General features: G+C 57.3%; 7 protein-coding genes. 5 read left to right on the top strand and 2 right to left on the bottom strand.

Translation table 11 applies throughout. From position 1 onward, the window contains the following. The first annotated feature begins 86 nt into the window (after window positions 1-86). From HBO23_RS07290 to HBO23_RS07270, 5 genes are all read left to right on the top strand, one after another. Window positions 87-1,379: a filamentous hemagglutinin N-terminal domain-containing protein gene (locus HBO23_RS07290; protein ID WP_170037281.1), complete on the top strand. Its 1,293-nt coding sequence runs from the start codon at window positions 87-89 to the stop codon at window positions 1,377-1,379. A gap of 223 nt (window positions 1,380-1,602) precedes the next feature. Beyond that, on the top strand, window positions 1,603-2,820 hold the full coding sequence (locus tag HBO23_RS07285; protein ID WP_170037278.1) for an MFS transporter: 1,218 nt from the start codon (window positions 1,603-1,605) through the stop codon (window positions 2,818-2,820). 62 nt (window positions 2,821-2,882) lie between these two features. Next, window positions 2,883-3,998 carry an efflux RND transporter periplasmic adaptor subunit gene (locus HBO23_RS07280; RefSeq protein ID WP_170037275.1) on the top strand — a complete coding sequence of 372 codons (1,116 nt, stop codon included), beginning with the start codon at window positions 2,883-2,885 and terminating at the stop codon, window positions 3,996-3,998. 18 nt (window positions 3,999-4,016) lie between these two features. Next, window positions 4,017-7,109 (top strand): MexW/MexI family multidrug efflux RND transporter permease subunit, encoded by a 3,093-nt coding sequence (locus tag HBO23_RS07275; protein WP_170037272.1) that lies wholly within the window; start codon window positions 4,017-4,019, stop codon window positions 7,107-7,109. 19 nt (window positions 7,110-7,128) lie between these two features. Then, the gene (locus tag HBO23_RS07270) at window positions 7,129-8,562 is read left to right on the top strand and encodes an efflux transporter outer membrane subunit (RefSeq protein WP_170037268.1); all 1,434 of its coding nucleotides are present in this window, start codon (window positions 7,129-7,131) and stop codon (window positions 8,560-8,562) included. Between the two features lie 151 nt (window positions 8,563-8,713). Here the strand turns inward: HBO23_RS07270 and HBO23_RS07265 are convergent, their stop codons facing one another. Both HBO23_RS07265 and HBO23_RS07260 read right to left on the bottom strand, forming a co-directional pair. Further along, entirely contained in the window at window positions 8,714-9,592 is an 879-nt protein-coding gene (locus HBO23_RS07265; RefSeq protein WP_170037265.1) for a fimbrial protein, read from the bottom strand. Between the two features lie 1,486 nt (window positions 9,593-11,078). Then, window positions 11,079-14,216, bottom strand: a complete 3,138-nt coding sequence (locus tag HBO23_RS07260) for a hybrid sensor histidine kinase/response regulator (RefSeq protein WP_225933062.1) — start codon at window positions 14,214-14,216, stop codon at window positions 11,079-11,081. Window positions 14,217-14,404 lie beyond the last annotated feature (188 nt).

The raw sequence follows: 14,404 nt of genomic DNA, 5'->3' as shown, positions 1-14,404 counted from the left end.
AATCCGAGTGCCACCCAGTGCACTCACCCGGCGCCCGCAGTCGCTACTGCGGGACGCCTCTTTAACCTTCAACTCTCGAGGTCTGTATGAACCCAATGATCCAACCAACTCGGCGCCCATCCAAGCGCACGCTGCTGGCCCTCGCATTAATGGGCAGCCTGCCGCTGTTGCAACACAATGCCCAAGCGCAACCCGCACTGACGCTGGATCCAAGCGCAGCCCAAAACGCCGCGTTGTCGCAGATCAACGACACGCCCGTGGTCAACATCGTCGCTGCGAACGCCGCAGGTGTATCCCACAACCGCTTCACCGAGTTCAATGTCGGCGCGTCCGGGCTGATCCTCAACAACAGCACCGCAGGCGCCCAAACCACCCTGGGCGGCGCCATTGCCGGTAACAGCCTGCTCAACGGAACCTCTGCCGGCGTCATTCTCAATGAAGTCACCGGTAAAACCGCCTCAAGTCTCAATGGCACGATTGAAGTCGCAGGGCCGAGCGCCCGCGTGATTATCGCCAACCCCAATGGCATCACCGCCAGCGGTGCTGGCTTTATCAACGCCAATCGCGTGTCGTTGGTAGCGGGCATGGCGGTATTGGACGCCAACGGCCAGGTGGCTCGATTGCAAACCGACCACGGCCAGATCCGCGTGGAAGGTGCTGGCCTTGACGCGTCCGGTGCCAACGAGGTCGACCTCGTCGCACGTACCCTGCAGATCAATGCGCAGTTGCAAGCCAACAAGCTCAACGCCGTGGCCTTGAAAGGCGAAGTCGACGCGATGAACCCAACCACTGTGCTCAAGCACCTTGGCGCCGACGGCCAAGCCGACATCGCTATTGATGTGGCCCAATTGGGCAGCATGCACGCAGACTCGATTCGCCTGCTCGGCAAGTCAGCCGGCGTAGGCGTGAACGTTCAAGGCAACGTCAAGGCCCTGACCGGCGACTTGAAGGTCACCGCCGATGGCAAGGTACAGATCGCTTCCACGGGCGTGTTGGACGCCAGGCAGGCGCTGTCGATCGCTGGCGATCTGAGCAATCAGGGCGTGCTGCGCAATGGCGGCCCGTTGAGTTTGGTCGGCAACATCGACATCCAGGGTCCGATTCACTTCGGCGGCACGGCTGGGTCGGTTAACAATCTCAAGCCTGGCACTATAGTGACGGGCGGAGCCGCCTCCACAGGCGCTCAAAATGGTATAGGTGTGGTGATCAATCGCCCGGTCGCGTCACGCCCTTCCTATGTCGTCGCGCCGCCTGTATGGAGCAAGCCGGTGGTGAGCTACCCAGCGTTCAACTGGAGCGCCTATCCGTCGTTTGCCTTTAACACTGCGACAGGCCTGAAACAACCGACCCGCATCCTTCCTCAACCACGCTACTGGTAAAGCGCTTTAGCCGGGCGCGGTGGGTCATACCCGCCCGGTCATCCCGTAAGCGCCGCTGTTACTGCTCCCTGGACGATGACGAATGAAGCCTGGGGTTTCGGGCATGGTGCCAATCGCCCCGGTCCGTATCATTTGCCAATGGGCAAAGCCCTCGAAACCGCATCCACATCCCGCTTGCAAACATTCACTCGGCAAAAGCCCTGAGCACTGGGCTGGGAGACTCATGTCCGTCGATATCACTAAACACGGCTCAAAAGGCTTGATGTTTTTTCTCGCGCTGTCACTGACCGCAGCGCTCATGAACAGCAGCGCACCCACGCCGCTGTACCCGTTTTACCAAGAACATCTGCAGATCAAAGCTGTGGACCTGACGTTTATATTCGGCGCCTACGGTGCCGGGGTTTTGCTGGCTTTGACGACTCTGGCGCGCATCGCCGGCCATGTCAAAGACCAGCGTTTTTTGCTGCTCCCAGCCATTGCATTGGTGCTGATCGGCGCCTGGCTGTGCGCTGAATGTGATTCGCTGTGGGCGCTGTGTGTAGCCCGTGCCATCTCGGGGCTTGGCGCAGGGATCATGACCACCGCGGTGAACGTGACGCTGGTACGGTTCGGCCCACTCGACAACGGCAAGTTGGCGGCGACGCTGGCCACCTTGGCAATGATCCTGGGGTTGGCTTTCGGCCCGGTACTCAGTGGCATGGCACTGCAACTGAATCTGTACCCGGCCAGCCTGCCCTTCTGGTCGATCATGGCCCTGGTCGCTGTCGCCGCCCTCGGCGTACTGGCGCTCTGGCCGCGCCATACCCTCCAGGCCCAAACCGCCGCTCATACAGTACAAGCGTCGCTACGTGAAGGCCTGCGGGGTATTGGTCGGCCCTTCCACTTGTGCGCATGGTCGGTGTTTTTCAGCTGGTCGTTCACGGCCTGCGTTTTCGTGATTGGCCCTGGCGCAGCCGAACAGCAACTGGGCTTGAGTGACCGCGGGATGTTTGGCTACAGCATGGCGGTGTACCTGTTGATCGCCGGGGCCAGCCAACTGTATTGCAAACGCCTGGATGCAGCGCGTGCATTGCGTTCTGGGTTGCTCGCCCAGTGTGCAGCCTTCCTGCTCCTGCTGACGGCCTTCTCGGTCCATTCGCTGACGCTCGCGGCGCTGGCCCTGGTAATCGGCGGCTACGCCTATGGCGCCATTTTTGTCGGCAGTGCGCGGCTGATCAATCAGCTGGCTCCCGCCAACTGCCACGCCAAGTTGGTGGCGTATTTCTATATGACCATCTACCTGTTCAACGCTGTGCCTATTCCACTTGGGCTGCTGGTGGACTCGATTGGGCTTGCCCCGAGCGTGCTCGCCGCCTTGGTCCTCTTTCAGGGGCTCGGTGCCGTGCTGGCGATTCTGGCTACGCGGGTCCGATTCCCTCATGCGCATCAACAACCCGGTTGAGCGCTCGTCACCGTTGAACCCTCAGGGTTCTTAATTTTTTGCCTTACGTCAGTACCGGAATCATGAATAAAAAACTTAAAGTGTGCGTCACGATTGCTGCGGTGCTCGCCATTGGCGGCGCCGTCGGCCTGTACCGGCAGTCCACCTCTGCCCAACCTACCCAAACGTCGGCCGGAACGGCTGCGCCGGCCATCCAGGTGGCCGTCGCCACCGCCACGCAAGCCGATATGCCTAACTCGCTGGCGGGTATCGGTGAACTGGAAGCCACCCGCCAAGTCATGGTCACCGCCGAAAGCGGCGGCCTGGTACGTGCCATTGCATTCCAACCCGGCGAGCGGGTGAAAGCCGGGCAAACCCTGGTGCAGCTCAACGATGCGCCGGAACAAGGCGAACTGGCCAGGCTTCAGGCCCAGGCCGCCAACGCCAAGGCCCAGTTACTGCGAACCCAGCGTTTGCTGCCTCAGCAGGCGGCGACGCAAGAGGAACTGGATCAAGTGCAGTCCGCCTACTCCCAGGCGCTGGCCGATATCGTGCGGATCAAGGCGCTGATCGATCAAAAACGCATCAAGGCGCCCTTCACCGGCGTGCTGGGTGTGCGCAAGGTCAACCTGGGCCAGTTCGTGCAGGCCGGCGATGCCATGGTGTCGCTGACCGACGCACAGACGCTGTACGCCAATATCACCCTGCCCGAACGTGCCCTGGCACAGCTCAAAACGGGCCAGGAGATGAGCGTCAGCGTAGACGCGTACCCCCAGCGCTTGTTCAAGGGCCACGTCAGTACCCTCGAACCACGTATCGACCCGGGCACCCGCACGGTGCTGGTCCAGGCCACGCTAGCGAATCCGGACAACCTGCTGTCACCCGGCATGTACGCCAATGGCGAAATCCATCTGCCAGCCAAAAAAGATGTCATCAGCGTGCCCGAAACGGCTGTGAGCTACAGCGCCTACGGTGACTTTGTCTACGTGCTCGAGGGCGCCGATACGCAGCTGACCAACACGGTACGCCAGGTCTACGTGAAGACCGGCGAACGCTCCGAAGGCCGGGTCGTGCTGCTTGACGGCGTGAAGGCCGGTGATCGCGTGGTCACCTCCGGTCAGTTGCGCTTGAGCAGCGGCGCCCTGGTACGCATCGCGCTCAAGGACACCGTAGGGCTCGACCAGGCCTCGAGCCGCTGATACACCAAGGATCTGAAAATGAAATTCACCGACTTGTTCGTGCGGCGCCCGGTGTTGGCGCTGGTGGTCAGCACCCTGATTTTATTGATGGGGCTGCTGGCCATAAACAACCTGCCGATTCGTCAGTACCCCCTGACGGAAAGCTCCACGCTGACGATCACCACCCAGTACCCCGGTGCTTCGCCGCAACTGATGCAGGGCTTCGTCACCCAGGCCATCGCGCAATCTGTCGCTACGGTGGAAGACGTCGACTACATGAGTTCTACGTCGACCCAGGGCAAAAGCGTGATCACTGTGCGCATGAAGCTCAACGCCGACTCCAACAAGGCCATGACCCAGGTGATGGCCAAGGTCAACGAGGTCAAATACCGCTTGCCGGAGCAGGCTTACGACCCGGTGATTGTGAAATCCTCCGGTGAAGCCACAGCCGTGGCCTATGTGGGTTTTTCCAGCCCGATCCTGTCCACTGCAGCCCTCTCGGACTACTTGCAGCGCGTGGTGCAACCGCAACTGTCTTCCATCGAAGGGGTCGGCAGCATTGACCTCAACGGCGGGCAGAAAATGGCCATGCGCATTTGGCTGGATGCCAATCGCATGGCCGCCCACGGGATTTCCGGCAGCGATGTGGCCCAAGCCCTGTTGAATAACAACGTGCAGGCTGCGCCCGGTCAGGCCAAGGGTTTGTATGTGGTATCGGATATCCAGATCAACACCGACCTGGTCGATGTCGCCGAGTTTCGCCAGTTGGTGGTCAAGTCCAGCCCTGCCGGGGTGGTACACCTGAACGATATCGCCACGGTGGAACTGGGCGCGGCGTCGACCGACACCAGCGCCACCATGGACGGCGTGCAAGCGGTGTTTTTCGGTTTGAATGCCGCCCCCAATGCCAACCCACTGGTGATCGTCAAGAAACTCAACGAACTGCTGCCGGGCATCCGCGCCAACCTGCCGCCAGACGTGAAAGTCGCTGTGCCGTTTGAGCTGGCACGTTTTATCAGCGCATCGATTGATGAAGTACTCGGTACGCTGGGCGAAGCCATCGCCATCGTGGTGCTGGTGATATTCCTAAGCCTGGGTTCGGCGCGGGCGGTGATTATTCCGGTGGTCACCATTCCCCTCTCGATGCTGGGTGCAGCCGCGTTCATGTCGATGTTCGGGTTCAGTATTAACTTGCTGACCTTGCTGGCGATGGTATTGGCCATCGGCCTGGTGGTGGATGACGCGATCATTGTGGTGGAGAACGTTCACCGTCATATCGAAGAAGGCAAGTCTCCCACTTATGCAGCCCTGCTGGGCGCACGTGAGGTGGCAGCGCCGGTGATTGCGATGACCCTGACACTGGCGGCGGTGTATGCCCCCATCGGCCTCATGGGTGGGCTGACCGGCTCGCTGTTCAAAGAGTTCGCCTTCACCTTGGCCGGCTCGGTGGTGGTCTCCGGCATCATCGCGCTGACGCTGTCGCCGGTGATGAGCTCACTGCTGCTCAACAGCCAGATGAACGAAGGCTGGATGGCCCGCAAGGCCGAGAGCTTCTTCCATCGCCTCGGCAGCGCTTACGGACGCGTGTTGGATCTGTCGCTGCATCACCGTTGGGTCACGTTCACGATTGCGGTCATTGTGTTGATCAGCGTGCCGTGGCTGTACAGCCTTGCCCAAACCGAACTGGCGCCCACCGAAGACCAGTCCACCGTCCTGACGGCCATCAAATCGCCGCAGAATGCCAACATCGACTACGTCGAGAAGTTCGGCAAGCAATGGAACGACGTCATGGTGACCTTGCCGGAGCAGAGCAACCTGTGGTTGATCAACGGCAGCAACGGCGTATCCAACAGCATCGGCGGGGTCAACTTCGTCGATTGGGAAAAACGCGAGCGTAATGCCGACCAGATTCAGAACGATATGCAAAGTCGCGCCAACACCATCGAGGGCAGCAGCGTCTTTGCCTTCCAGCTACCTTCATTGCCGGGCTCGACCGGTGGATTACCGGTGCAGATGGTGATCAAGAGTGCCGGTGACTACAGCCTGGTCTATGAGGCGATGGAAGCACTCAAGCACGCCGCACGTGAAAGCGGCTTGTTCATGGTGGTCGACAGCGACCTGGACTACAACAACTCGGTGATCAAAATCAAAGTCGACCGCACCAAGGCCAATAGCCTGGGCGTGACCATGAAGGATCTGGGCGACACCCTGGCGGTGCTGGTAGGCGAAAACTACGTCAACCGCTTTGCCATGGACGGCCGCTCCTACGATGTGATCCCGCAGAGCCTGCGCGGTGAACGGCTAACGCCCGAAGCGCTGTCGCGCTTTTATGTGACCAGCGCCACGGGTGGGCAAGTACCGCTGTCCAATCTGGTCAGCGTCTCCACCGGAGTCGAGCCCAATCAATTGACCCAGTTCGACCAGCTCAATTCGGCGATCTTCCAGGCGATCCCCAACCCAGGCGTGGCCATGGGCGATGCAGTGAAGTTCCTCGAGGCGCGAGCCAAACTGCTGCCGCCGGGTTTCACCTACGACTGGCTCTCGGATGCACGCCAATACCATCAGGAAAGCGGCGCGCTGGTCATGGCGTTCCTGTTCGCGATCATCGTGATCTACCTGGTACTCGCTGCGCAGTATGAAAGCCTGCGTGACCCGTTGATCATTCTGATCAGCGTGCCGATGTCGATTTGCGGTGCATTGATTCCACTGGCCCTGGGCATGGCGACCATCAATATCTACACGCAGATCGGCCTGGTGACCCTGATCGGCCTGATCAGCAAGCACGGCATCCTGATGGTGGAGTTCGCCAATGAGATGCAGGTCAAGCAGGGCCTGGACCGGCGTGAGGCGATTCTGCACTCGGCGAAGATGCGCTTGCGGCCGATCCTGATGACCACGGCGGCGATGGTGGCGGGCTTGATTCCCCTGCTGTTCGCCTCCGGTGCCGGTGCCCATAGCCGTTATGACCTGGGCCTGGTGATCGTGGTGGGCATGTTGGTGGGTACGCTGTTCACTTTGCTGGTTTTGCCGACCATGTATTCATTCATTGCCGTCGACCATCGTATGGCGGCCACCACACCGCGCGCCCGTGCGCTGGCCGCTGCCGATGCAGCCGACGCCGCCACGGCTTAGTCGGTGTAAGGAGACACACATGCATCCTATCAATACCTTCGTGATTCGCCCGCTCGCGCTGCTGGTTTGCTCGGCCTGGATGACGGGCTGTACCGTTGGCCCGGACTACCGGGCCAGTAACGAGCCCGTAGTAGAGCTGACTCAAAGCCCCGATACCGCGCTGTATAGCAGCACCCGCGTGCAACAGGATTGGTGGCGACAATTCCAGGACCCACAACTGGATGCGCTGATCGATCAAGCGCTGGCGCGTAACCATGACCTGCGCATCGCCCAGGCCCGTTTGCTGGAGGCGCGCGCGGTGCTGGATCAGCGTCAGTTGGACCAACTGCCAACGGTGACCGCCAGCGGGGCTTATTCCCGTAGCCTGTCCCAAGCCAACCCCGGCCCGAGCGGTGAGCGCAACCTGGCCAAGACCTATCAGGCCGGCCTGGATGCGCAGTGGGAGCTGGACCTGTTCGGCCGGCTGCAGCGCCTGTCGCAGGCCTCTTCGGCACGCGCCGAGGCCGTCGCGGCGGACCTGGCACAAACCCGCATCGTAGTGACCGCCGACGTGGCGCGTCACTACTTTGAACTGCGCGGCGCGCAACGGCAGTTAGCGGTGGCCCAGGCCAACCTGAGTAATCAGGAAAAAACCGTGGCGCTGGTCCAGGGCCGCGTGAATGCCGGGCGCGGCACCGCCGACGAGTTGGCCAGCGCCCTGGCCGAGCGCGCACGGGTGCAAGCCACATTGCCGAGTCTGGAAACCCGTCAAGCGCTCAGCCGTTATCGACTCGCCGTACTCACGGGCTCGCGTCCCAATGAGCTGCAAGCGCTGACCGACCTGAAACCCTTGCCGGCACTGGTCACACGCTTGCCGATTGGCCAGATAAGCGACTTGCTGCGCCAGCGTCCCGATGTCGCCAGCGCCGAACGCGCTTTGGCGGCGTCGAATGCGGACATTGGCGCGGTGACGGCCGAGCTTTACCCACGGATCGACCTGGGCGGCTTTCTCGGCTTTGTGGCCTTGCGCGGTGGGGATTTGGGCGACAGCGGCAGCCGCGCGTTCAGCGTGATGCCTTCGGTCAGTTGGCCGGCGCTGCACCTGGCCAGTGTCAAGGCAAGGCAGCGCGGGGCGCAGGCGCGAGAGGTGGGTAGTCAGGCGCGTTATGAGCAAGTGGTGCTGAATGCGATTGAGGAAACCGAGGGCGCGCTTACGACCTATAGCCTGTCGCAGCAACGGGTTCGCAGCCTGGCTGAGGCTACCGCGCAAAGTGAGCGTGCGGCTCGACTGGCACATGCGCGTTATGAAGCAGGTAGTGCGGCGTATCTGGTAGAGCTGGACGCGCAGCGTACGCAACTGAATGCTCAGGACGCGCTGACGCAGGCGGAGACCGCGTCGTATCTCGATGTAGTGCAGCTTTATAAAGCGCTGGGTGGCGGCTGGCTTGCACCTCAATCAAGCGTATCGAACTGAGAGAATCTGCTGCCACCCATCCTGGTTGGCAGCTTTCATCCTGGTGAGCGAATAGTCGTATTAACCGTACGTTATTAGCTTTAGGAAAAATACTGATAGAGAAGCATACGAGTTAGTCACCTACAGACATTTTTCAAGTGATACCGGAAAGCTAATTATAGATGATATTAACCACTACACCTGCAGCAAACTTCCCGACCTTGGCTGCAGGCGAGACCCACTTCAACTGAGCCTCATACTCTTTAGAGCTGGACAAAGCACTTTCTTTATTCGAAAAAATAAATGGGGAACCATAATTTATTAGCTTATTCGCCGAAACATCAAAAACACTTATCCCAACCGACTTATTGCTATCCGGCACTAACACATTCAAATCCTGCACAACGCCATCAATAGCATTTATCGACAAGTTCACACCATAGGCTGAACTGCACGCGCGATTTTCAGTGATAGTAAATGCAACACTTTTAACCACCTCACCCTGCTTTGAGTTATTAAGATATACTTTCCCGAAGTCAATATTATTAGGACTGATTGACAGCCTTGACTCACAGGGCTCGTATTTGAGCCCGCTAATTCCGCTCAGTGTTGGCGCCACTGTCCTAGGGGAGCCTAGGCCACCAGCACCGTCGAATTGAAATGCAATCACATTATTAGTCGTGGATAGATTTCCTGTTTTCAGCGTTGCAGGTAGCGTTTTCTTATATAAGAATACCGAATAGGTCAGGACCGCAGAGTAAGTACTTTCTGGACATCCGGTAGCTCTGAAACACCTGGGGACCATTAGGTCTGTTTTGATTTTTTTGGTTTCTGGATATCTATAATATTGCCCCATAAACTCTATACCCAAGCCCACCTCAGACCCTAGTTCCACCGCCTTTGGGTTTAAATAAAAGTATATATATTCATCAGAATATGTGGTCCTTTCTGCCCAACATCTCAGGGTGATGGTTGTCGGGTTCGCCGGCCTCCAAACATCACTATTTTGTGCCATGACACTAGGAATCGCTGCAGGGCTGACAATAGCCATATTTGTAGAGTCCCCCGTTGCATCGCATGTAACCGCACTGCACTCTCTACTACAAACAGCAGTCAACACCGCAAGAGCCGCATAGGCGAATTGTTTTTTCGAAACCCCACCTAGTTTATATCTCGACTGAAAATTCAAATTTAGCCTACCCGGGTTAAAAATTAATCATTAGCTAGCCTAACACGATCAATCACCTGCTCAATCAGTAAAAGCCACCTCCAGGCTACGACAAATCTCTTGATTTGCGCGACTTATCCTACAAGCCAGCGCCGCGGGAGAAGTTCTTATTTATAAGCTTTGATAGCATCTTCTATCCTTTGCATAAACGCGAAAACCCCTTAAGATTCGTAGAAATATCTTACACCGGAAAGTGAATATCCCCACATCCCCAACCCATTTAAAGGCCGAACAATTAAAACTATCGAGACTTATAGACCAACCTAATGACACGTACTATTATTTTCCTACAGCAATTAACACTTTCAACTAGAGCAACAGCGGACGGAGTGTACATACCCGCAAGCTCCGCCATTCAACTACCAACGACGCCGAATGTATCAAGCAACATTCAAATAGGGCAAACCATATGAAAATCGCCCCCCCATCATCACATCTGCCGATGTTACGGCAACCCTATCAGGGCAGATCAATATATATGTGAGTATGAATAACAGCACCCTATCTTCCTATGGGCAAGGTACTTACTCAACCAATATTCCTAGCATTGGTATAAGGTGGTGGGCGATCTGGAAGGGCCAACCATTCCAAACGGTTACACCGAAATCATAGAACCTGGCAATCGCGCTGAACTGGGCAAGTATATTACTAGCTTTGCTGACACCCAAACCATTTGGGTGGAGCTTATAAAGACAGGCTCGATCCAGCAAGGCAAGTTGTCGATCGCATCAAATGTCGAAGTCGTGTACTACTGTCCGTGCTCCAACCAATAGGCCGTATCGGTCGCTGGCGTCAGTTCGGCAGCAGCTGTACCCAAGTGCTCACTCTCTAACCCCGTACCTCGGATAGATCTGGGTAAATATCTACCACCGCTTTCAACGGAGTTGATGCCCGTTCCGCCCCCGTATTATTTTCCATAAACCTGACTTGCTCAGGAGGAGATCCAGGGGTTGGCGTCGGTTCGTATGTCACATTGACGGACGTTTCAACTCCCGGAAATTTCTCTGACATATTATCATTGCGTCCGCAATCGAGTACATCGGGACTCGGCATTCAGATGAGTAATGAAAAGGGCATCGTCAAATTCGGCCCTGACTCTACCGCAGTGCTAACCAGTGGAAATCTGGCGACATACGACCTGGGGTGCCCACATTTAAAATCCCTCTTCGTGCAAGATATATTCAAACAGGACCAAAGGTCACTCCAGGCACGGTTACCGGCCAGGCCAACTTTACGCTGAGTTATCGCTTAGAAAAGTTGGCGAGCATTATCCCCTCTATTCCCTTTTATCCATAACGACATGGCACGCTTATAAACCAGCGATGGCTACTTCGACCCGCCGAACAAATACCGCGACATCTTCATGTGTGTGGGTCAACCCATTCCGGGTGACCAGTGCCTCCAAGTCGCGGCACAGCCGAATCAGGGTTTTCGCCTTGCCTACAGCCAACGCTCCCCGGATCCGGTGCAGTAACAGGGTTACCTGATGACTGCGCTGCCCCGGCCCCAGCCTCTTAAGCTCGCCCAAATCCTGGGAAATGGTCTCAAGAAATAGCTCTAGCATGCGCTCCGGCACATTTATCTCGTCTAGATCGTTTACCTGTGCAGCACCCTTGGAAGCCTGGACCAACGTAGGATCAAGCACACTGCGCAAACACAGATAAAGCCCTTGGATATCCATCGGTTTGGATAACCAACTGTTCATGCCCACGCGGATGCAATGCTCGCCCTCCTCGCGCAGCGCATTGGCGGTGACGCCGATAATCGGCATATCCACATCGCGCTGGCGCAATGTATCGGCAAGTTCATAGCCGTCAATGAGCGGCATGTTCACATCCGTCAGCAGTACGTCGTAAGCCTTCAACTCCAACTGCAGCAACGCCTGGACGCCATCGGGCACGACATCCACCGTACAGCCGATACGTTCCAGTTGCTCTTTCATCAGCACCTGGTTGACCGGGTTGTCTTCGGCCACCAGCACATTCAGCTCCAGTTGCAGATGCGTCACCGGTGGTTGCGGTAACGGTGCCTCCGATTCGCCAGTGATCGCCATCACCAACGCACGGCAAATGGACCCGACGCTGTTCTGGTTCACCACCACGTCCTGGCCGATAAACTGGGGCGTACTACTGAAATCATGCTGGGCGAAGACATTAATCGCGCCTGAGCTTGCCACCTCAACCTCTTGCGGCATGACCGTCAACACGGCATCAGGCGCTCCGCGAGCATCATCGCCCATCACGGTAGTGTGTGCCCCGTGCCACTCCAGCCAGGCGCAAAGGTTATCGGACAAGGTTGCATAGGGGGTGCGAACATCGATGCACTTGCCTAATAACTGCGGCAGTGAAGATTGACGGGCCTCTAGAATTTCCAGGGCCAACTCGAATATGAAGGTACTGCCCTCGCCTAGCACACTGTTCACGCTCAATGCGCCCCCCATCATCTGGCTGAGATGGGAGCAGATAGGCAGCCCGAGCCCGGTGCCGGCGACGGTGTGATGCTTGCTGTCAGCCTGGTAAAAGCGCTCGAACAGTTGCGCCTGCACCGCTTCGGACATCCCTGGGCCGCTATCGATCACGCACCATTGCAGGCTCACTTCGCCTGCGCAGACTCCGATAGGCGACAGGAAGACTGCGACATGCCCGCTCTGGGTGAACTTGATCGCGTTATTGAGCAGGTTGCCTACGATCTGCTGGATACGCAGGCGGTCACCCTGCACAAGGTTCGGCACGCGCGGGTCAACGCAGCAGTAAAGCGCCAGCCCTTTGTTCGCCGCCACCGCCGAGAACCCGCGCACGGTTTCTTCAAGCATTTCCAGAGGCTGGAACGCCACGGACTCCAGAACCAGCTGGCCCGCTTCGATCTTGGACAGGTCGAGCACATCGCTGATCAAATGCATCAATACCGCGGATGAGCTATCGATTGTACGCAGATAACCACGTTGGCGTTCATCCAGAGAGGTCATGCCCAGCAGTTCAAGCGTGCCCAGCACACCGTACAACGGCGTGCGTAGTTCATGGCTCAGGGTGGCGACGAAGTTGCTTTTCTGCTCATTCGCCGCATCCGCCGCCTGGCGGGCGAGTAGCAACGATGCGGATGCTTCGCGGTGGGAAGAAATATCAGTGAAGGTACACAGCAACACGCTGTCGCCAAGATACTCGGTGGGTGTATAGCGCACATGCAAGACCCGCTGATCGAGCAGCAGGCAGCCTTCACCGGTAAGGGGTTTATCCTGCTCAAACAGCGGCCATAGCGCCATCATTTGTGCAAACTCGGTCGGCTCGCCCAACCATTGCGTATACAAACTGTTCTGCGTCACCAGTTCGATCTGCGGCCCCTTGACCACACACAAAGCCAGCGGCACCGTTTGCAACAAAGACAGGTTGAAGTCATGGTTGACCAATAACTCCCGAAAGTCATTACTCGCTGGCACCACGATGCGCCGTCGATACCATCGGATGACCGACCAGCCACTGATGATGCATAAGCCCAGCAAGCCGAGCAGTCCTAGCAACTGCCAACGTGCATCCAGGATCAGTTGTTTGTAGGGGATACGATACAGGGCCTGCCAAGCGCCCATGTCCCCGGCACTGCGCTTGATCAGTAGCCCTGAGGTAGTGAAATGGAAGCCGCTTTCATACTGGTAGATCTGTGGCGACTTGCCCCCCACTACACGCGTGCCGTCCGGCGCGGCGATGTCGACGTTGCTGTACAACGGCAGATCAAAAAACTGCTTTTCTATCCTTACCCCGGGTGCGTCAAATTCGTCCCAATACAGCAAGGTAGCGGCAATCAATTCCCTGGGTGGACCCTTTCGCGCCCACTGATCCTCTTCGATGCGACCTGAGACATAGCCCAGTATTTGTTGAATGTCTTCACCGCCCAAAAAGAAATGACTAGGCCGCCAGCGCACCAACAAGTCACTGCTCAAGGGCGGTAGCTGACGCGCGGATTGCTTGACCTCATCCAATACCTGGGAAAAATTCCGCTGGCCTGGTTGAGACTGGGGGCTGATCGCAGGAATCGCGATGTCGAAATCGCTCGACAGATCAAACACGAACATTTGCGGCGACGCGAAGGTTGAACCGCTCCAGAAGTCGCCATACACATTCGCCAGCGCAACCCCAAGTTGCAGTTGTTGATCCCGCACCCCATCATTCGCATCAGCGGCTTTGATGGGTAGTGCCGCGGAAAACGTCGTCGCTACCTGGGATGCCTGGCCTTCATAAATACGCATGTTGCCCTGGATGGTCTGGTTGACCACATAGGCTCCAGGGCTAAATACCGGCTTGTATTCCAATTGGCTGCTGGCTTTGATGGCCCGTAGCAGAAATATTTCATGGTCGTAGGCTCGGCCCACAAAACGCATAAAGTGATAATCGACTTTGAGCACTTCCCCGCGAATGACCTTGTAGGTCACCCAATACCCGGCCACGGCGAAGAACACTAGTAACAAAAAAGACACCAACAAGCCGAAACCCAACCGAAGCGAGACTTTTTCAAGCTTGCCAACGCTCGATTGCCTATAGCGCATAAGCGATGCCATTTGCAGTGTTCATAAGCGGACTTCTGGCCTTTGAAAGTTCAGGTGCGGTTACCGAACAACCGTCTACTCGGGTGAGTCTATAGGCTTTT

The organism is Pseudomonas sp. WS 5532 (assembly GCF_012985445.1).
In the GTDB taxonomy this organism is placed as follows: Bacteria; Pseudomonadota; Gammaproteobacteria; order Pseudomonadales; family Pseudomonadaceae; genus Aquipseudomonas; species Aquipseudomonas edaphica.
The sequence above is the reverse complement of the archived record's forward strand: the minus strand, read 5'-3'. Positions and strand labels throughout refer to the sequence as shown.